Genomic DNA, 19887 nt, shown 5'->3' with positions numbered 1-19887 from the left:
ACAATGAGACAGCCGGTAATGGTAATGAAGGCAGAGACAGGGATAGCCTTGAGGTTAGCCGGTAAGGTTGCCTTAGAGGTGATCCGGGATGGACATCAGGATATAACCATAGATAGAGCCTGACAGGCGGATTTGAAGGTGGATTAAGGAATAGCCCTAAGTGCGGCAGGGAAAAGGCTCTTAAGGACAGCCATCGCCAGGCATAAGGATATGGTCTTAAGGGTGTAATGGTAAGGGGTAAAGGAGACAATAAGGGAGGTGGTAGGGGGGACTGTCCCCGGGACGACCCCTGGGCTGGTCACTGACCGGGATTCTGGCACATTTATCCATTTTTGCGTATATATAAATCCCCTGTCTGGCTGTCTTTGACCTCACGGTTATTTTTCTTATACTGAAAGGATGAGTTTATTGCCGCCGCTTGTCCTCTCATTTTTACTCTTGGGTCAAATCCAGGACTCTTTTGAAAAGCCAACCATTTCTGTGGATGAACTGTGGCTTAAACTGACGCTTTCCGGCACCCGCAAACGCCTCTCCCTCGTCATCGCCGACTTCACCACGCCAAAAGGAACCAGACCGGAAACGGTCGCCTTGACCAGAAGGATTCAGGAGGTCTTTACCAGTGACCTTGAATTTTCCCTTTACTTCACATTTGAGGAACCAGAATCGGGCAAGGTCTATAACTTTTCCACCGACCCGAAAAAGCCCGACCTTAAAGGCTGGGCAACAACCGGTGCCCAGGTGCTTGTCTGTGCCGATTTTGTCCCGCGCAAGGGTGGGAGCCAGTTGAACCTGCGGCTTTATGACCTTGGAAGTTCGCGCCTGATTGCCTCCAAGAACTATCCCCTGAAACCCGATTATCGCTGGCTTGCCCATCAGATGGCAGATGATGTGATAAAACTCTTGACCGGTGAGGACGGTATCAGCTGTACCCGCATCGCCTTCTCCCGGAGCCTGGGTCAAGGTCATAAGGAACTGGCAGTGGTTGATTATGATGGTGCCGGTTATGAACAGCTCACATCATCTGGCGGGCTCAAACTCTTCCCTGACTGGTCTCCTGATGGCAACCGCATCGCCTTCTCCTCTTATGGCTCAACTTCCCTTAACTGCTATTACCTTGACCTAAACACAAGAAAGGTTATCCCGATTTCTGAGCGCTCTGGTCTGAACACCACCCCGGCATTTTCACCCGATGGCAAAACCATCGCCCTTTCCCTCACTTTTGAAGGCAACTCCGAGATTTACCTTGTTGACATCAACGGCAGAAACCTGCGCCGATTGACCAACAGCCGGGCGATTGACATCTCACCAACCTGGTCACCAAACGGCAGGCAGCTTGCCTTTGTCTCTGACCGAACCGGCACACCCCAAATATACTGCATCAACGCTGATGGCACTGACCTTCACCGCCTGACATTTTCCGGCTCCTACAACACCTCCCCTGCCTGGTCGCCAAAAGGGGACCTGATTGCCTTTGTCCAGCGCCAGCCTGATGGCTCAAACCAGATATGTCTGACAAATGTCCTTGGCGACACCTACATCAAACTCACCAGTCAGGGCAACAATGAAGATCCGGTCTGGTCACCTGATGGCTTGCATATTGCCTTTGCCTCCAACCGGACCGGTGTCTGGGAGATTTACACAATGGACTGGAACGGTGCGAATCAGCGCCGGATAACCAATACCGGTGGCGCCTTCTCCCCTACCTGGAGCCCGCGTCTGCGCCGCTAAAATTTTACCGGTCTTTCTCCTCCAATCGCCTTTGCAGTTCCTTTAACTCCCTTTTTGTCTCCTCAAGTTGCCTTTGGAGCGAGTCCAGCATCTCTCTGTAAATCTCCATACTTTTCCGCCACTCCGGTCGCAGTTTCCGCCAGGCTTCACCCAATGAGCGCAAGAACTCGGTTGAAGGGGGTAATTCCAACTCCCTCCTTTTCCGCTCCCCCAGTTCCACAATTACCCGCTTGTGCCTCTGCCGGCGAAAATAGACAAGTTCAACCCTCTCATTGGGACGAAGGCGGACCACCCGGCGTAAATCCCTTATGCTCTTAACCTTTTCACCCCCAATCTCCAAAATCACATCACCCATCTTCAAACCTGCCTTTGCACCTGGTCCATCCTTTATCACCTCCGCAACCAGGACACCATGTTCAATGCCTAAGGCGGCAAGCATTGCCGGACTCATCTCCTCCGCAACAACACCCAGCCAGCCTTCTCTCGGTTTATCATCCTTTTTTGCAGCGATAACGAGCGAGAAACAGACTAACAAAGGTAAAAAGGAAAGCCTGAAGGGCATTGTCTCACCTCCTTTTAATTCTATTTAATTGTCAAGGGGTTGGTGAAATCATACTCAATCGCACCATCCCTTATCGCATCCCCACCGATACGGGCAGCATCAGGCACCAGTGAGCTTGGCAGCCTCGGGTCAACATAGACCGCCATCGCCCTCCAGTATGACAAACTGACAATTGTATCTTCATAAAGATATGCCCAGATGACCTGAATGTTTTGCCTTTTCCTCTTACTGTATTCATCAAGGACCGAAAACAGCACCCAGTCCAGTATCGCTCGCAGACTGTCGGCACCCAAGCCCTGTCTTGTCACAGCAAGAACCGTCAGCCGCCCTTGCCTTTCTCTCGGCATCTCAATAACCGTATCAATCTGATAATATGGTTGCGGATAGACCAATCTCGGCAAAGACAAAGAAACCCTCTTTCTCTCTGGACCAAAGATTATTATGCTTAAGATGGCTACAACAGAAAGGGTTAAAACCGTAAGCCAGTACAGCTTTTTATGCCCGGACCGCGCCGCTATGCGCAACCGCTCACCAATAGAGCGAGGCATAGGCTTTCTCCCTTAACAGGCAAGGAAACGGGTCAAAATCTCCCTTATCCTCTTTGCTGCCCTGCCATCGCCAAATGGACTCTTTGCCCTTGCCATCTTTTGATAGCATCTCTTGGATTTTAGTAAGATTGAGGTCTCTCTTATTATCCGCGCCGGCTCTGTTCCCAGCAGTTTCGCTGTCCCCGCTTCAATCGCCTCAGGTCTTTCGGTCCTGTTGCGCAAGACCAAGACCGGCTTGCCAAGAACCGGCGCCTCCTCCTGAATCCCACCTGAGTCGGTCAATACGAGGTAGGAGCTTTTCAAAACCTGGATGAAATTTAGATAGTCAAGCGGCGGAATAAGGTGGATTCGCTTGTGATTGCTAAGAATCGTCCTGACCGTGCCTCTTACCATCGGGTTGAGATGAACCGGAAACACAATCTCAACATCAGGATGAAGCCTGACGATCTGACGCAGAGCCTGACAGATTCCTGTTAGCGGTCTGCCAAAGTTCTCGCGGCGGTGAATGGTAACCAACAGGAGGCGGTTATTGGGGTTGATGGTATTTAAGACTGGCACCCGTCCAGGACCTTGCCTTCTAACAATCTCCTTGAGCGCATCAATCACCGTGTTGCCGGTCACAAAGATGCGCCTTCTATCCACCCCCTCTTCAATGAGGTTCATTCTTGCCCATCCTGTCGGGGCAAAATGAAGGTCTGCGAGCGCGGTGATAAACCGCCGGTTAACCTCCTCAGGAAACGGCTGGTATTTGTCCTGTGTGCGCAGACCCGCCTCAATGTGCCCGATTGGAATTTTTTGGTAATAGGCGGCAAGGGCACAGGCAAATGCGCTTGTGGCGTCACCCTGAACCAAAACCAAATCCGGTCTCTCCTTTTTTAGTACCGGTTCAATCCGCTGAAGGATGCGCACAACCACATCGCCCAGGCTCTGATTTGTCATCATAATCCCCAAGTCGTAATCCGGCTCGAGCGCAAAGAGTTCAAGGACAGTATCAAGCATCTGACGGTGCTGGGCTGTTACCAGGACAACGACCTTAAATCTCTTGGGATAACGCCGTAGTTCCTTGATAACCGGTGCCAGTTTTATCGCCTCAGGTCTGGTTCCAAACGCAACCAAAATCTTTTTAGCACTCATCAGTGCGCCTCGCCCCAGTTTCTTCCTACCCCAATCTCGACAACCAGTGGCACCCGCAGTTTCCAGGCGTTCTCCATTTCCATCCTAACAATCTCCTTTGCCTCATCAATTCGGCTCTCCTCCACCTCCAGCAACAGTTCGTCGTGTATCTGCAAAATTATCCCTCCGGAAAAACCAGCCTGATTCAACTTTGCCTCAACATTGAGCATCGCCCGCTTCATAATATCGGCTGAGGAACCCTGCATCGGCGCATTCAATGCCGCCCGCAACGCCATCTCCGCCTGCTGCCGGTTGTCACTCAAAATTCCCGGGACCGGTCTGATTCTGCCGGCAATGGTGCGCACATAACCATCCCGCCTTGCCTGCTCGGTTATCTCCTCCCGCCACTTCGCCACCCCGGGAAACTTAAGAAAATACTCCTGAGTAAACGCCCGTGCCTCCTCAATCGGGATGTCCATCCGCGAGGAGAGCCCCCAGTCACCCATTCCATAAATAAGCCCGTAATTGACCATCTTGGCGATCCGCCGGTGTTCAGGGGTAACCACGCTTAACGGAATCCCTAAAATTGCCGCGGCGGTTGCAGCATGAATGTCTTCACCCCGGACAAACGCCGCTGTCAAACGCTCATCCCCGGTGAAATGGGCAAGAACCCGCAACTCAATCTGCGAATAGTCAGCAGAGATAAAGAGCATCCCCTTGTCAGCAACAAAACCCTTTCTTATCCTTCTCCCCTCTTCACCCCGAATCGGGATATTCTGCAGATTGGGTTCAGAACTGGATAACCTGCCGGTGCTTGTGCCCCATTGGTTGAACCGGGTGTGGAGCCGGTGGGTTTTTTCATCGGCAAGCGCGGGCAAAGGACTAAGATAGGTATTGCAGAGCTTGTCAATCTCCCGATACCTCAGAACCTCACGCACAATCGGATGGGCATCAATTAAGTCCTCAAGCACATCCGAACTGGTAGAAAATCCGGTCTTGGTCCTTTTTCCCTTGGGTAATTTCAGACGATTGAAAAGCACCTCGGCAAGCTGCTTGGGTGAACCGATATTAAACTCCACCCCTGCCAGTTGCCATACCCTTTTCTCAATCTCCCTTTGCTCTCTTAATAACTCCTCATTAAGGAAGCGAAAGTAATCTGGGTCAATCTTTACACCCCGCTCCTCCATCCTCGTCAGGACATAAATCAGAGGCATCTCCAGCTCCTCACAAACAGCGCCAAGACCCCGGGCAGCAATCTCTGGCAAAAGCGCCTGATAAACCCTTAATGCCCAGATTGCCCGTTCAGCCCCCTCTTTAATCTCAACCGTCCTGTCAAGGACCTGGGCAACGACATCCTCAGGACTAAACCCCTTGCGGTTCGGGTCAGTAAGCCAGGTCCCGACGATGGTGTCAAAAAGCCTCCCCTGCGGGTTGAACCCTGCCCGATGCAACTCTTTTAACTCCTCCTTAATATCAAACCCGACCAAGACAAATTGACCCTCTGCCAATACCCTTGCTAAAACCCCTTTTTCCTTTGCCGGCACGAGCATCACCTCATTGCCGTCTAAACTCACCCACAACCCCTTTTCCGGCTCAAATGCAAACCCGATAGCCTTTGATTTAAATAACTGCGCCAACCGCGCCGAATCATACTCCGCAACCACCACGACCCTTTCCTCTGCCTTTTTTTGCCCGTTCTCACCTGCCAGTTCTCTTAAAAGGGAATGAAACTCCAACTGCCGGTAAATCTTGCCCAGCGCCTCCTTATCGGGCTCAGCAGGACGCAACATCTCCATCTCCACCTCCACCGGCGCCCTGGTATTGATTACCACCAAATCCCGGGAAAGCCTTGCCAAGTTTTCATAAGGACGCAACCGCTCCTCCCGTGCGAGCGCCTCATCCAAAGTCCGATACTTCAACAGAAGCCCCAGCGCCCTTTTCGGACCAATTCCCGGGACCCCAGGAACATTGTCAACCGCATCACCGGCAAGGGCAAGAAAATCTGGCACCTGCTCCGGAGTCACACCCAGTTTCTCCTTCACATCATCCGCTTGGTAAAACCTCTCTTTCCAGGGGTCATAAACCACCACCCCCTCATCAACCAACTGCAGCATATCCTTGTCTGAACTGACAATCACCGCCTCCAGCCCCTCCTCCTTTGCCCTTCGGGCAAGTGTACCAATAACATCATCCGCCTCCACACCTGGCACCTCCAGATACCTTAACCCCAATGCCCGGACCAAATCCTTAACAACCGGAATGGAACGGGCAAGCTCATCCGGTGTCTTTGGCCTCTGCGCCTTGTATTCAGCATACTGCCTTTCTCTAAAGGTGATGCCCGGGGCATCAAAAACCACCGCCGAATAATCCGGTTGCAAATCCCGGAGCACCTTCTTCAGGGTGTTGTTAAACCCGAAGACCGCTGAGGTGTTCTCCCCCTTTGAATTCCTCAACGGCTTGCGGATAAAGGCAAAGAAACTCCGGTAAAGAATTGAATGGGCATCAAAGAGCACCAGCCGTTTCATTATCACTCAGTATAGGTTATTGATTGAGATGGTCAAGCAACACCCAACCCAACCTTGCGGTGAACAACCACCTTTCCCAAAAAGGCAACAAAACCCTTAGGATATTCCCCCGGGAGGTGGTGGAGGGGACCTACCCCAAAACAAAACTAAAATATAATACAATAAAATAAATTATTGTTTATTAATAACTTATGCATTCATCAATAAAATGGCGGGGCTTTTACAACTGGGCGTCTTCAGGAAAGGCAATCACTTTTATGACAAGTTTGACTTTAATATCAAACTGAGGTATAAAATAACCGATGTCCCCGGAAAGGCAAAAGAGCGATTTTGTCCATCTCCACACCCATTCCGAGTACAGCCTCTTGGATGGCGCAACCCCAATTGAGGATATGGTAAAACTGGCTAAGGACTTTGGGATGCCGGCATTGGCGCTTACCGACCATGGCAATATGTTTGGTGCCATCAAGTTTTACAAGGCGGCACAAAAGGCAGGTATCAAGCCCATCATCGGGGCTGAGGTGTATGTCGCCCCGCGTGACCGACGGCTGAAGGAAATCCGTGCCGACATCCCGGAGGCAAGCTTCCATCTCACCCTTTTGTGTAGGAATGAAACCGGCTACTACAACCTCATCAAGTTGGTTTCCCTTGCCTATCTTGAGGGGTTTTATTACAAGCCACGCATTGACAAGGAGCTTTTGGCAAAATACGCTCAGGGGTTAATCGGCCTCTCGGGCTGTCTTAAAGGCGAGGTGAACTGGCACCTCTTAAGGGAGGATTATGAAGGTGCAATGGCAGCCGCCGCATCATATCAGGAGATTTTGGGACCAGACAACTTTTACCTTGAGATAATGCGCACCGGTCTTCCGGACCAGGAAAGAATCATCCCGAAAATTTTGGACCTGTCCAGTACCCTTGATATCCCGATTGTCGCCACCAATGACTGCCATTACCTCCGACCTGAGGATGCTCTTGCCCAGGATGTCCTTCTATGCATTCAGACCGGCAAGCGGCTTAAAGACAAAGACCGGTTACGCCTGAACTCCACCGGATTTTACTTTCGTTCGGGTGCGGAGATGCAGACGCTGTTTTCAGACATCCCTGAGGCAACGAAAAACAGCAAGGAGATTGCCGACCGCTGTAACCTCTTGCTTGACATTGAACACCGGCGCTTCCATCTGCCCGCATTCCAGCCGCCTAAGGAATACGGTGATGAGTTTGAATACCTCGCCTATCTTGCCCGGAAAGGGATGGAAAAACGCTACCCGCACATTACCCAGTCGGTAGTGCAAAGGCTGGAGCAGGAGTTGGCGGTAATCCAGAAGATGGGCTTTGCCGGCTACTTTCTCATTGTGCGCGACATCATTCGGGAGGCAAAGCAAAAAGGTATCCCGGTAGGACCGGGACGGGGTTCAGCAGCGGGCTCGCTGGTCTTGTATTGCCTTGGTGTTACTGAAATTGACCCATTGCGTTATGGACTTTTGTTTGAACGCTTTCTCTCAACCGAACGTGTCACCCTGCCCGATGTTGACGTCGACTTCTCCGACTCAAGGCGTGGTGAGATAATTGATTACATCCGGAAACGGTATGGGAGTGATTCGGTTGCCCAGATCATTACCTTTGGCACAATGCAGGCACGACAGGCGGTCCGTGATGTCGGCAGGGTCTTAGAAATCCCAATCCCTGAGGTTGACCAGATTGCCAAGTTGATACCACCGGGTCTTGACCTTAAACAGGCGGCAAAAGAAATCCCAGAGTTAAATTATTTGATTAATTCCCAGCCGCGCTATCAGGAACTATGGTCAATTGCCCAGAAACTTGAGGGGTTAAGCAGACATGCATCGGTCCATGCCTCGGCAGTCGTGATCACACCAAAGCCGTTACTGGAGTTTGTGCCCCTTTACAAAGCACCAGATGCCGACCTCTGCACCCAGTATGATATGTACACCCTTGATGACATCGGGCTTTTGAAAATGGACATCTTAGGATTGCGGACATTGACTGTAATTGATGAAGCGGCAAAACTTATCCGCACCCAAGAACCTGATTTCAGCATTGAGAGAATTGACCTTGATGACCAGCGTACTTATCAACTCATCCAACGAGGTGAAACCACCGGCCTTTTCCAGTTGGAAAGCCCGGGGATGCGTGACCTGTGCAAAAAAACCCATCCAGAAAAACTTGAACACCTCATCGCCCTTATTGCCCTTTACCGACCAGGACCGATGGACCTCATCCCCCAGTATGTTGCCCGTAAGAACGGTCTGGAACCGGTGGAATACGAACACCCTCTCCTGGAACCATTTTCCAAGGAGACCTACGGAATTCTCATCTATCAGGAACAGGTTATGCAGGCGGCCCAGGTTCTTGCCGGCTATACCCTTGGTCAGGCAGACATTCTGCGCCGGGCAATGGCAAAGAAGAAACCCGAAGAGATGGCAAGCCTGAGAGAAAGTTTTGTTCAAGGGTGTCTCAAGAATACCGGCATTCCTCCCCAAAAGGCGGAGAGAATATTTGAAATCCTGGAGAAATTTGCCGGTTATGGCTTCAACAAGTCGCATGCCGCTGGCTACGCTTACCTATCGTATCTAACCGCATTCCTCAAAGCCAATCATCCGGTAGAGTTCATCGCCGCCTCCTTGACCAGCGAAATTGGTGACTTTGATAAACTGGCGAAGTTTGTCAAGGAGGCACGGCGCATGGGAATTACCATCCTGCCACCCGATATTAATATGAGTCAGGTACAGTTTGCGATTGAAAATGGTCAGGTCCGTTATGGGCTTGCTGGACTGAAAAATATCGGCAGCGCCGCTGCTGAAGCCGTTGTGGAGGAACGCGCGCAAAATGGACCGTATCAAAACCTCCTTGATTTTCTCATCCGCACAAGGGGAAAGGTGAACCGCAAGGCGATTGAATCGCTTATCAAGGCGGGGGCATTTGACAGATTCGAAACGAACCGCCAGCGCCTATTGTCCAGACTGGAGACGGAAATGAGCAAGGCGGCATCAGAGCGACTACTTTATAAAGACCGCCAGTTCGAACTTTTTGGCACGGATTTAGTTACTGAAGTTAATTCAACCGAACCTGAGGTTTTTGATGAGTCAACCCTTTCAACCTATGAGAAAGAGGCGTTCGGATTTTATTTCTCCTCCCATCCGCTGGAACGCTATCAATCGGCATATCGGGCGTTGGGTCTAATATCAACAGGTCAGTTAGAAGGAATATCTGAAAATACCTCGGTTATGGTTGGGGGAATTATCACCGCGAGAAAGATTCGCAAAGATAAACGAGACCGAGAGTATTTCATTGTTACGATTGAGGATTTTGACTCCTCGGTGGAGGTAATGGTATTTGCCGACCTTTTGAGCTCCTGTCGACAGCTTCTCACAATCGATAATCTGGTAATAGTTCAAGGCAAGCTAAAGGTTCGCGCCGGTGCCGAATCCTCGACCACTCCAGGAACACCTCAAATCTGGGCAGAAAGGATGATTGAATTTTCCTCAATATCAAGATTTGTGAATAGTATCGACATCGAAATTAACAGTGACATTTTAAGCGACAAGATGCTCGCAAAGATTAAAGATGTACTAAAGGAGTTTCCCGGGGATATAGCGGTTTACCTTAATCTGGTTCTATCTGACGGGTCTAAGAGAACTTTTTATTTAAAGAAATTCCCAGTGAGACTTGAAAATGAATGCCTTGACAAGTTAACCGCAATCGTCGGTATTGATGGTCTCCGAATGAAAGCAACTCTGCCGCCCCCTCCCCGCTCCAATTCTCAAAATTCGGGAATCTGATTTAAATTTGCCGCTTGTCAGTAGATTGTTAACTGCTCCAACCGCCTAATCCGTTCTGCAAGAGGCGGATGGGAGGCAAAGAGGTCTGTTTTTTCCATTTTATCTTTCCCAAAGGGATTGGCAGTAAACATATGAGCAGTGGCAGGGGATGCCATTTGCAGTTTGCCTGACCAGGTACCGATTTTACGCAGCGCATTTGCCAATCCATAAGGGTTGCGGACAATGTAGGCGCCCGAAGCATCCGCTAAATACTCCCGCTCCCTTGATATCGCCGCCCTGATAACTGCCACCAAAAATGGGGCAATAATTGCCAAAACAATGCCGATTAAAAGGAAAATTAAGCCTACCTGTCCACCACGGGACCGAGAGTCACGGCGTCTGCCCCCTCCCATAAACAAACCCCAGCGGAGAAATATATCCCTAAATAGAATCAAAAGCCCGCCCAAAATCGCAACAACAGTCATTAACAGGATATCATAATTGCGGATGTGAGCGACCTCATGGGCAATAACACCCTGGAGCTCCTCCCGATTCATCATCTGTAAAAGCCCGGTTGTCACCGCCACTGCGGCATTTTTCGGGTTCCGACCAGTGGCAAAGGCATTGGGCGCATCGTCCTCAATAATATAAACATTTGGCTTGGGAATACCAGCTGCAAGCGCCACCTCCTCAACAACATTGTGCAACTCGTAAAAATCCTCCTGCGCTGCCGGTCGCGCCCGGTTCACTGCCAGTGCCACTTTATCAGAATTATAGTAAAGCCCCAGATTGTAAATCACGATAAATAGGGCAAACAAGATATAATACTCTAGACCCCAGTGAAAAAAATAGCCAAGTAGATACCCAACACCCCCTAGAAGTAATGTAAACAAGAAAACAAAAAGAAAAGTTGCCCTCCGATTCCGCGCAATCAACTGATAAAGATGCTGTCTTTCAGGCATCGATTTTAAAAACTGACCTTAGGCACCTCCCGTTCAGCCGCGGGTATTTCATAAAATTCTGCCGGTCTAAATTTAAAGATACCAGCGATGATATTAAAAGGAAACATCTGCACATGGTTATTGTAATCCATAACCACATCATTGTAAAACTGACGGGCAAAGGCAATTTTATTTTCAGTATGTGCCAACTCCTCCTGGAGTCTTAAAAAGTTCTGATTTGCCTTAAGATCAGGGTAATTTTCTACCACTGCAAAAAGGCTCTTGAGGGTAGCACTCAACTGGCTATCAGCCTTTGCTGCCTCTGCCGGACCTTTAGCCCCCATCATAAGTTCCCGTGCTTCAGCAACTTTTTCAAACACCTCCCGCTCGTGCGCGGCGTAACCCTTTACCGTTTCAACCAGGTTGGGAATCAGGTCGATGCGGCGTTTTAACTGCACATCAATCTGATGCCAACCATTTTTAACACGGTTTCTACTGCGTACCAAAAGGTTAAAAGTCCCTACAAAAAATAGCAATGTCACTATAATGATACCTGCTATTATTACCAATACTAACGGCATTTCATACTCCTTTATTTTAAGCCTTCTTAACCTTCAAACTCAAGATGAATCTTAAGCCGCGGTGCGGTAAACTCTTCGGGTAAAGGAGGTAATTTGCGCGTCACCATTATCGCCCGAAGACAGGACTCATCAAAGATTGCATCTCCTGAGCCTCGCTCAAGTTTAATCTCTCTCAAACTCCCATCCCGTTCTATTACAAACATTACTGTTGCAGTTATTTTCTTTGTTCTGTTACTCTGTGGATCTTGCCAGTTTTCCGCAATTCGCTCGAGCATCTGTTGAATATAAAAATTATAACCAAGTGCCGCAACACCCTCAACTTTTGCACCTAACCCTGCACGTTTTATCATAGCGTCCGTGCCCTTTGGTTCTAACTTTGATTTTGGCTTTTCTCCTTCCTTTTTTATTGGTGTAGGCTTAGGTATCTGCTCAAAAAGATGGGCGGTAGATGGCAAATTTTCCTCGCCAGGTGTTATACCCCGAAGAATCTCAACAGTAATCACCGCTGGTCTGGTTGCCGTCTCGGATTTTTTTACATTCTGAGTGATAAATGCTATAATCCCAACCAAGATGATGTGTCCAGCAAATGAAATTAATAACTCCCGCTTCAACTCATCCCCTTCCCTTTTTACTTAGGAAGTGCAGTTAGACCAATATGAGAAATCCCTTGTTCTCTAATCAGCCCTAAGACCTCGATAATTGTTCCGTAATCCACCCGGCGATCGGCATGCAGATAAACCCGTTCGTATTTACCTTTGGCAAGCTGAGACACAAGCGCTTTGCTGAACCCTTGCAGAGAAACTGCCTTAGTCCCAATGAAAATCTGCTTGTCCTCCCTGATGGAAATCACGAGACCCGCACCGGTCTGAGGTTCGGGCTTTGTGGTTCTGGGCAAATCAAGGTCTATCCCTTGCTGCCGGCTCAATGCTGTAGAAACACCGGCAATAAGAAAGATAATCATCAAAGTAAAACTAACATCCGCTAACGAGGTGATGTTCATTTCCGCGAGAAATTTCAGCCTTCGTTCCTTGAATCTGCTAGGGCTCATCTATATATCGCTTGGTGGTTCCTTTATCTTCACTGGTCAAAAGTCGGTACATCTCCAGCCTGAATAGCCCAGTCAACTCTGATGTAAACCGTTCCATCTCCGTCTGTAGGCTTTTTACCTTACTGACAAAATAATTGTAAAAAAATGCCGCTGGAATCGCCACCAATAGTCCCATAACCGTTGTTACCAATGCATCTGAAATTCCCGGTGCAATTAACTGCAAAGTCGGCAATTGTGCCCCCCGCAGTGATAGAAATGTCCGAAGCACACCCTGAACAGTTCCCAAAAGACCAAGGAAAGGTGCTACCATTGTCGTAATGGCAAGAAAAGACAACGAACTCTCCAACTGCTCAGTTACCCGGGAGTTTGCCCGCTCCATAGCCTCGGTGATATTGGTAATAAGCTGACCAAACAATTCCACATTCCAATTGCAAAACTCTCGCTGGAGTGAATGCCATTCCTCCACCGCCGAGCCTAACAATGACACAAGTGGCGAAGCAGGAAACAGCCGCGCGAGTTCCTGATAATCGTTGATGTTACGGCGGTAACCGAATGCCTCAAGAAAGGCACGTGACTGTGCCTGTGCCCGCCGCAACTGCCGGCTTTTACGAAAAAATATCGCCCAGGAAACCACCGACATCAAAAAAAGAATTATTATTATTATTAAAGCAAATGGTCCCGCCGAGATGAAAGGGGTTAAAAATTTATTTGAGACCATCAAATGGATTATTGTTTGGGTTTCAAACGCTCTTGCGCCAGTTTTGCCTCAGGACTTGATGGATAATTCTCAACCACCTCCCTAAATTTTTCTTGCGCCGCACTCGTCTTCCCCTGGAATTGATAAATTAATCCCAACTTGTACACTGCGGCTGGCACCTTGTTCCCATCTGGATATTTATTTTTCACCTGCTTAAACTCGATTTCGGCACTATCCAGTTGATTCAACGAATAAAAACATTCTCCTAACCAGTACTGGGCGTTATCTGCCATCTCACTCGAGGGAAAAAGCTGAATAAATCGGCGGAAACCCATTATTGCCGTTTGATATTCACCCTTAGTAAAATCAAGATACGCAGTATTATAAAGTCGATCGGCATCAATTCCTGCAACTGCGGTATCGACAATCACCACAGCAGTTTCATTTGGAGTCGAACTACCAGTTGTGATTTCCCCACGCCAAGCACCTACCCGTCTTCCAATCCGTTCGACTCGCTCGGCTAAATCTGTTAGCTCAGCATCCACCGCACCAATTTGAACCTCAATTTTTTCAATGGCATCAAAAGCATCTGCCCGCAACCGCCCAAAGTCCTCCTCTTGCTTCAGTTGCTTTTTCTCTATGCGATTAAGGCGAACCGCTATCGTATCCAAAAGTTCCCCCCGACGCACATACTCACGATGAATCCCACATCCGGTGAATAAAATGGCAGCCAATAGGCTCCTGAATGACAGAAATATCGCTGGCGATTTCAAAAAGAGCCTACTGGCTGCCATTTATAATCAATCCAATCTATAAACCAACCCCTACTCGCTTGAGCTCTTAAACTCGCACCGTCTATTGAGGTGGTATTGCGCCGAGTCAGTTGTTACCAGCCTCTCCTCACCATAACTAATAGTGTTAAGGACATCAGCAGGAATGCCTAGGTTAATCAAATACTTTCTCGCTGACTCTGCCCGGCGCTGACCAAGAGCCATATTATACTCAGATGTGCCAATCGGACAGCAGTGACCTTCAATCGTTACCCTCACCTTTTGACCGCTATTAATCACATTCTTTATCTTACTCGCATTGCTCTGAAGAATCTGGGCGTCACCCGGCCTGATGTCAGATTTATCAAAGTCGAAGTAAATCGTTTGCAGGTCCAATTGCACCCGCGGTTTTTCCGGCGGGACAACCTCTTCTTCTGGCGGCTCCACCACCACCGGTTCTTCAGCAACCGGTTTCACGCACTTCTTTGGGCAACCAACAAGAATGAGCACAAAAGCAATGCCCATCAAAATGGTTGTGATTTTAACTGCTGCTTTCATCTGCTTTCCTCCTTTTTATTTTTAAAATTGCCTTCAACATTAATTTATATCCATGCTATCGCTCCTGTCAACTTTAGCCACCAACTTTCTTACCGCTTCTGCCCGGTACCTCAAGAGGAACCCCTTTTTTGCAAAGCGGACATTTATCGGACTCGTAATTTCTAACCGGCTCTTTATAGACGCTATAAAACGGAACTGAAAAGTCAACCCCGACACTGCGGTCTATAAAAACGCCAATACCCACAATCTTAGCCTGTATTTCCTCCAGTGCTGCAAGCGTCTCCCTTATTGAACCACCGGTAGTCATCACATCATCCACCACCAACACCCGGTCCGTCTCCTCAACAACAAACCCCCTCCCAATTTTCCTTCCCCTTTCTCCTTTTTCAGCGATTATGCACCGACATTCTAACTGCCTTGCCACCTCATAAGCAACAATCACCCCCCCAGTAGTTGGTCCACAAACTACCGTTATCCCCTGCGACTGGAAATGCGTGGCAAGAGCCTGGGCAAACCGCTCACAAAGTTTTGGCTGTTCCAGAATCCTAAATTTCTCAAAATAACGGTCGGAGTGCATTCCTGATGTTAAAAGAAAATGCCCCTCCCGTAGCACCTGATATCTCTTTAGCAAATCACCCAATTCCGCTTCCATCATTTACCACCTAACCTTTCTCTAATCTCTCTGATTGCCGCAAGTGGATCGGGGGCTTCGTATATCGGTCTACCAACAACAATGTAATCGGCACCAGCCTCTGCCGCCTGGGCAGGCGTCATAACACGCTGCTGGTCATCGCCTAATCTGGCCCCTCCTAACCTAATACCGGGTGTGACTACAATAAACCTCGAACCGCACCTTTTCTTAATCTGCCTGATTTCCATCGGTGAGGCAACAACCCCATCACAGCCCATACTCTGTGCCAGTTCCGCCAGTGCCAGAACCCGAGTCTCAACCTCCTGGGAACAGCCAGTAATCTGAGTCAAACCTGCCCGGTCAAGGCTTGTTAAAACTGTTACCCCAAGAACAACCGGTTTCTCTACCCCCTTCATTTCAGCGGTTTCCTTTGCCGCTTTATTGGCGGCGTATAGCATCTCCGCGCCTCCCATTGCATGAACGGTTAGCATCTTGACCCCAAGTTCGGTTACCGCCGCCACCGCCTTGGCAACAACCGAAGGAATATCGGCAAACTTTAAATCCAGAAAAACCTTTGCCCCCTGGGAAACAAACTCTTTAATCAACCCCGGACCAGTTTTTGCCCAGAGGTCGATACCAATCTTGTAAAAATCAACCTGATTACCAATCTCTCCTAACAATCCCAGCGCCTGTTGTGCATCTTCTACATTTAAAGCCAAAATCAGTTTTGTCATCACCCTCTCCTTGCTGTTCCCACAATACTTTCCCATCCCTTAATCCTCTTTTCCGAGATAATAATTTTTAACTCCTGCAAGACCCGCAGTGCTCCGTTCGGTGCAGTCAGATTGGCAGAACCAACCTGAACCAGCCTGGCACCGGCACAAAGAAAATCAAATGCATCCCTGCCGCTTATTATTCCGCCACACCCGATCACCGGTATTTTAACTGCCGCGGCAACCCGGTCAACGCAAAACAGGGCAAAAGGTTTTATCGCCGGACCGGAAATCCCCCCGGTTCTACCTCCCAAGAAGGGTCTGCCATTATCATCAAGAATCAATCCGTACAATGTGTTGATCACCGTTACCGCATCTGCACCTGCAGCCTCTGCTGCCTTTGCCGTCTCTCTTGGGTCGACAAAATTGGCGGTCAATTTCACCACAAGGAGTTTCTTTGTCCTTTTTCTCACCGCTCTCGTTATCTCCTCAACCTTCTGGGGAGTTTGGCCAAAAACCGCTCCACCCTCACTTACATTCGGACAGGAAAGGTTCAACTCCAAGCCATCAATATTTTCCTCCTCCAGCCCTTCAGCCAAACGGATGAACTCATCCACCTCGAACCCGGCAACATTCACCAGAATCCGGGTCTTAATTTTTTTCAGTTTCGGCAGGATTTGCCTTTTAAATTTGATAAGCCCGGGGTTCTCCAGCCCTACCGAATTCACTATCCCGCTCGGAACCTCAGCAATCCTTGGTGGTGGATTCCCCGCCCTCTCTTCTAATGTCACCCCCTTGGTCACAATTCCACCCAAGCGGTTGGCAATGCCCTTAAACTCAACTCCATAACCGAATGTCCCGGATGCGGCAAGAACCGGATTGGCAAACCTTACACCCCCAACAACCACCTCACCCTTCATAATCTCACCTCGTTCAAGAACACCACCGGACCATCCTTACAAAGCCTGAGATAGCCTCCTTCCCTCCTCTCAACCGCACAACAGTAGCAAATCCCAACCCCGCACCCCATCCTTTCCTCAAGAAACCCCCATACCGGCACCTGGTCAACATTCTCCATCAGAAACTTAAGCATTGATCTCGGACCGCAGGCAAAGACAACCGGCTTTAATAAGGTTTTGATTGCCCTCATAGCCGGTTGGGTAACGAACCCTTTTTCACCAGCACTGCCATCATCGGTTGCGAGTATGACCTTTACCTTCAGCCGCCGAAAATCATTGACCAAAATCAACTCCGAGGCTGTTTTTGCTCCTAAAATTACATTCACCCGGTTTTTTTCTTTTAGGACCCTTGTTAAAAACAGAAGTGGGGCAGCACCAACACCACCACCACAAACCACCACATCCCTTCCTTTAAATATGGGTGCCGGCTTGCCCAAGGGACCAAGAACATCCCATCCATCACCCGGTTTTGTTCTGCTCAATTCGACGGTCCCCTTCCCCACAACCTTAAAAATAAACCGCAAAAAATCGCCCCTCACATCCGCAACAGATAGCGGACGCCGCAAGAGCAAATCCCCTCTTTTGTTTACCTTCACCCCAAAAAACTGACCCGGCTTTGTCTTTCCTGTTACATCTGGTGCCTCCACCCACACCGAAACAACCTCCTGTGTCAACCAGCTTACCTCTGCTACCCTTACCTTGAAGTTCACCCCGGGCTCACCTCTTTTTTTCCTCAGAGGACATCAAACCCAGAAGCCGCCTGGACTCATCCGCATATTCGGTTTTTGGGTATTCGGCAACAATCTTTTTCAGCACCTCGGCGCCAGCAAGAGAGTCCTGCTTTATCCGCATTAAAATCCATGCCTTGGCAAACAGCGCCTTTGGTGCCCATTCAGTATTGGGAAACGAGTCGTAGACCTGTTGATAAATCGCCATCGCGTTGTCATATTCACCCAGATTTAGAGCATGCACCTCAGCAAGAAGAAACCTCGTCTCCGCAGGCGTACGGCTGCGCAGCGTGTCCCTGATAATTGCCTCCAAAAGTGCGAGCCGCTTGGTTGCCAGAACCCCGTACTCAGACTCCGCCCGCCTTTGCTTAGCACTGTCATAATAAACCATTGCCCTTTCGAAATCCTTGTTTTCCTCGTAATATTTGCCAATCATAAATGCCGCCTCAGCACCGTTTGCATTGTTACTGCGCACCTGGGCAAAGGCTGCGAGTGCCTCATTGTGCCTTCCCATTCCCGTATACGCCTTGCCCGCCAACAGGTTGAACTCACCATCAAGTTCCGAATATCTGCCCAAAACATCACGAACCATCTTCAAGACATCATCATATCTTTCCTCGGCAAGCCGACAGAGGGCAATCTTCAGTTTTGCCTCTGCCCTTTTGCGGGCATCGGTCTCAATCTGGGCATAGCGGTTAAACCAGACCTCGGCAAGGGCATAGTTACCGAGCCGTAAACAGCCCTCAGCAAGCTGCCTTACCGCCTCCCGGTAATATCTTGATTTCGGAAAACGCTGGACAAAATTTTTAAGAGAATCAACCGCCTCCTGGTCATCACCCCGCTCCAGGGCAATCATGGCAAGGTGAAAACTGGCTGCGTCCCGGAACTTAGGATAAGCCTGCTTCACCCGCTCCAAAACCAGCCTGCCAGTGCCAGTATTCCCATCCTTTATCAGGGCAATCCCGCGGTAAAAGGTTGCCTCGGGCAAAAATGGGGAATTGGGAAAAGCCAGTTCCAACTGCTCAAAAGACCTGGCAGCCCTGCCAAACTCCCCCTTTTCATAATAACCCCTACCGATCAGAAAAAGGGCATCATCAACCCATCTTGACTTAGGCCACCGGGAAATCACCAGTGCCGACTTTTCAATCGCCTTGTCAAACTTTGGCTTTGCCAGACCCGCCTGCCCCCTCTCCTTTAACATCATCCCCTCACGGTAATATACCTGGGCATTGTAAAAGGTATTGAAATAGGCGCAGCCGGCAAAGAGCACCAGTGCCGAAAGATGATAAAGAACTGAGCGAGCCTTCAATCTTTCCTCTCCTATTAACATAACCTGATTACCACCCTATGTCAAGCAAAGATACCATCTGCAAATCGCCAATCACCCCTCCAATTCAGCCTCTGGCCATAACCAACCCCGGGATGGTGGAGTGGACCTACCCCATCCCCAAATTGCCATTTTGCTAACATATTGTTAAATAAAGGCTTAAAGATTTCAGCCAGCAAATCTTATCCTCAGCCTTATCTATTGGCGGCTGAAATCACTTTATCCCACAAACGGTGTCACCGGGTTTAATATTGCGAGAGAAAAACCAGCCCGAATTTACCTCAAGGGCATAACGCACCGGCCTTGATGAACGGTAACGGCTTAAAGTATCAAGCGGTTGCATCTCAAGGATGTCGGTGATGATGCCCGTTGAATCAATAAAGGCGATGGCAAGTGGGATATAGGTGTTCTTCATCCAGAAACTTAAGGTCTCATCATTTTCGAAAACAAAAAGCATCCCCGAATCCGAGCCGAGATGGGTCCGAAACATCAAACCCTGGATCCTCTCCTCCTCCTTCCTCACAACCTCTGCCCAGATTCTATTCCCTTTGATATCAAGACCCAAAACCTCCTTTTTCTCCTTTGAGGGCAAGCGCCTTTCCTTTTTTCCGCCACAGCCGCTTAGTGAAACTAACAAAAATACCACGAGATAGATAAGAACGTTATGCGCCTTTAATATCAC

Annotated in this window: 19 protein-coding genes; 2 read left to right on the top strand and 17 right to left on the bottom strand. The window is 49.1% G+C overall.

Annotated elements, in window-relative coordinates:
- Positions 1-399 precede the first annotated feature (399 nt).
- Positions 400-1728 carry a Tol-Pal system beta propeller repeat protein TolB gene (gene tolB, locus ABIK47_00385; GenBank protein MEO0019087.1) on the top strand — a complete coding sequence of 443 codons (1329 nt, stop codon included), beginning with the start codon at positions 400-402 and terminating at the stop codon, positions 1726-1728.
- 4 nt (positions 1729-1732) lie between these two features.
- Here the strand turns inward: tolB and ABIK47_00380 are convergent, their stop codons facing one another.
- The 4 genes from ABIK47_00380 to polA are packed head-to-tail and all read right to left on the bottom strand — an operon-like array spanning position 1733 to position 6476.
- Positions 1733-2290, bottom strand: coding sequence for a PDZ domain-containing protein (locus ABIK47_00380; protein ID MEO0019086.1), 558 nt, complete (start codon positions 2288-2290; stop codon positions 1733-1735).
- Positions 2291-2310: 20 nt separating this feature from the next.
- Positions 2311-2838 (bottom strand): hypothetical protein, encoded by a 528-nt coding sequence (locus ABIK47_00375; GenBank protein MEO0019085.1) that lies wholly within the window; start codon positions 2836-2838, stop codon positions 2311-2313.
- Between the two features lie 12 nt (positions 2839-2850).
- Positions 2851-3972, bottom strand: a complete 1122-nt coding sequence (gene wecB / locus ABIK47_00370; GenBank protein MEO0019084.1) for a UDP-N-acetylglucosamine 2-epimerase (non-hydrolyzing) — start codon at positions 3970-3972, stop codon at positions 2851-2853.
- Complete coding sequence (gene polA, locus ABIK47_00365) at positions 3972-6476, bottom strand: DNA polymerase I (protein MEO0019083.1); 2505 nt, start codon at positions 6474-6476, stop codon at positions 3972-3974. Before polA ends, wecB begins: the two co-directional genes overlap by 1 nt.
- A 302-nt stretch (positions 6477-6778) precedes the next feature.
- Here polA and dnaE point away from each other — a divergent pair, with 302 nt between their 5' ends.
- Complete coding sequence (gene dnaE, locus ABIK47_00360; GenBank protein ID MEO0019082.1) at positions 6779-10273, top strand: DNA polymerase III subunit alpha; 3495 nt, start codon at positions 6779-6781, stop codon at positions 10271-10273.
- Positions 10274-10290: 17 nt separating this feature from the next.
- Here dnaE and ABIK47_00355 read toward each other — a convergent pair whose 3' ends face one another.
- The 13 genes from ABIK47_00355 to ABIK47_00295 form a co-directional block, all read right to left on the bottom strand.
- Positions 10291-11214, bottom strand: a complete 924-nt coding sequence (locus tag ABIK47_00355) for a M48 family metalloprotease (protein ID MEO0019081.1) — start codon at positions 11212-11214, stop codon at positions 10291-10293.
- Between the two features lie 5 nt (positions 11215-11219).
- Positions 11220-11774, bottom strand: coding sequence for a LemA family protein (locus tag ABIK47_00350; GenBank protein MEO0019080.1), 555 nt, complete (start codon positions 11772-11774; stop codon positions 11220-11222).
- A gap of 26 nt (positions 11775-11800) precedes the next feature.
- Positions 11801-12385, bottom strand: a complete 585-nt coding sequence (locus tag ABIK47_00345) for an energy transducer TonB (protein MEO0019079.1) — start codon at positions 12383-12385, stop codon at positions 11801-11803.
- A 17-nt stretch (positions 12386-12402) separates the two neighbouring features.
- Complete coding sequence (locus ABIK47_00340; GenBank protein ID MEO0019078.1) at positions 12403-12822, bottom strand: biopolymer transporter ExbD; 420 nt, start codon at positions 12820-12822, stop codon at positions 12403-12405.
- Entirely contained in the window at positions 12812-13462 is a 651-nt protein-coding gene (locus ABIK47_00335; protein MEO0019077.1) for a MotA/TolQ/ExbB proton channel family protein, read from the bottom strand. Before ABIK47_00335 ends, ABIK47_00340 begins: the two co-directional genes overlap by 11 nt.
- An 86-nt stretch (positions 13463-13548) precedes the next feature.
- A complete protein-coding gene (ybgF, locus tag ABIK47_00330) occupies positions 13549-14253 on the bottom strand; it encodes a tol-pal system protein YbgF (protein ID MEO0019076.1) in 705 nt (234 codons plus the stop codon).
- A gap of 90 nt (positions 14254-14343) precedes the next feature.
- Positions 14344-14847, bottom strand: coding sequence for an OmpA family protein (locus ABIK47_00325; protein MEO0019075.1), 504 nt, complete (start codon positions 14845-14847; stop codon positions 14344-14346).
- A 73-nt stretch (positions 14848-14920) separates the two neighbouring features.
- Positions 14921-15502 carry an orotate phosphoribosyltransferase gene (gene pyrE, locus ABIK47_00320; GenBank protein ID MEO0019074.1) on the bottom strand — a complete coding sequence of 194 codons (582 nt, stop codon included), beginning with the start codon at positions 15500-15502 and terminating at the stop codon, positions 14921-14923.
- The gene (gene pyrF, locus ABIK47_00315) at positions 15499-16212 is read right to left on the bottom strand and encodes an orotidine-5'-phosphate decarboxylase (protein MEO0019073.1); all 714 of its coding nucleotides are present in this window, start codon (positions 16210-16212) and stop codon (positions 15499-15501) included. Before pyrF ends, pyrE begins: the two co-directional genes overlap by 4 nt.
- Complete coding sequence (locus tag ABIK47_00310; protein ID MEO0019072.1) at positions 16212-17111, bottom strand: dihydroorotate dehydrogenase; 900 nt, start codon at positions 17109-17111, stop codon at positions 16212-16214. The genes pyrF and ABIK47_00310 overlap by 1 nt, the downstream gene beginning before the upstream one ends.
- A complete protein-coding gene (locus ABIK47_00305; protein MEO0019071.1) occupies positions 17108-17860 on the bottom strand; it encodes a dihydroorotate dehydrogenase electron transfer subunit in 753 nt (250 codons plus the stop codon). Before ABIK47_00305 ends, ABIK47_00310 begins: the two co-directional genes overlap by 4 nt.
- A 7-nt stretch (positions 17861-17867) precedes the next feature.
- On the bottom strand, positions 17868-19187 hold the full coding sequence (locus ABIK47_00300; protein ID MEO0019070.1) for a tetratricopeptide repeat protein: 1320 nt from the start codon (positions 19185-19187) through the stop codon (positions 17868-17870).
- 232 nt (positions 19188-19419) lie between these two features.
- Positions 19420-19887, bottom strand: coding sequence for a DUF192 domain-containing protein (locus ABIK47_00295; protein MEO0019069.1), 468 nt, complete (start codon positions 19885-19887; stop codon positions 19420-19422).

The sequence above is a fragment of the candidate division WOR-3 bacterium genome, assembly GCA_039801245.1.
Lineage (GTDB): Bacteria > Hydrothermota > Tepidihabitantia > Tepidihabitantales > Tepidihabitantaceae > JAOABP01.
This window is presented reverse-complemented; position numbering and strand designations above follow the sequence as displayed.

Excerpts from the sequence above, each read along its gene's own strand:
- tolB (MEO0019087.1), top strand. The coding sequence starts at position 400 with ATGAGTTTATTGCCGCCGCTTGTCCTCTCATTTTTACTCTTGGGTCAA.
- ABIK47_00380 (MEO0019086.1), bottom strand. The coding sequence starts at position 2,290 with ATGCCCTTCAGGCTTTCCTTTTTACCTTTGTTAGTCTGTTTCTCGCTC.
- ABIK47_00375 (MEO0019085.1), bottom strand. The coding sequence starts at position 2,838 with ATGCCTCGCTCTATTGGTGAGCGGTTGCGCATAGCGGCGCGGTCCGGG.
- wecB (MEO0019084.1), bottom strand. The coding sequence starts at position 3,972 with ATGAGTGCTAAAAAGATTTTGGTTGCGTTTGGAACCAGACCTGAGGCG.
- polA (MEO0019083.1), bottom strand. The coding sequence starts at position 6,476 with ATGAAACGGCTGGTGCTCTTTGATGCCCATTCAATTCTTTACCGGAGT.
- dnaE (MEO0019082.1), top strand. The coding sequence starts at position 6,779 with ATGTCCCCGGAAAGGCAAAAGAGCGATTTTGTCCATCTCCACACCCAT.
- ABIK47_00355 (MEO0019081.1), bottom strand. The coding sequence starts at position 11,214 with ATGCCTGAAAGACAGCATCTTTATCAGTTGATTGCGCGGAATCGGAGG.
- ABIK47_00350 (MEO0019080.1), bottom strand. The coding sequence starts at position 11,774 with ATGCCGTTAGTATTGGTAATAATAGCAGGTATCATTATAGTGACATTG.
- ABIK47_00340 (MEO0019078.1), bottom strand. The coding sequence starts at position 12,822 with ATGAGCCCTAGCAGATTCAAGGAACGAAGGCTGAAATTTCTCGCGGAA.
- ABIK47_00335 (MEO0019077.1), bottom strand. The coding sequence starts at position 13,462 with ATGTCGGTGGTTTCCTGGGCGATATTTTTTCGTAAAAGCCGGCAGTTG.
- ABIK47_00325 (MEO0019075.1), bottom strand. The coding sequence starts at position 14,847 with ATGAAAGCAGCAGTTAAAATCACAACCATTTTGATGGGCATTGCTTTT.
- pyrE (MEO0019074.1), bottom strand. The coding sequence starts at position 15,502 with ATGATGGAAGCGGAATTGGGTGATTTGCTAAAGAGATATCAGGTGCTA.
- pyrF (MEO0019073.1), bottom strand. The coding sequence starts at position 16,212 with ATGACAAAACTGATTTTGGCTTTAAATGTAGAAGATGCACAACAGGCG.
- ABIK47_00310 (MEO0019072.1), bottom strand. The coding sequence starts at position 17,111 with ATGAAGGGTGAGGTGGTTGTTGGGGGTGTAAGGTTTGCCAATCCGGTT.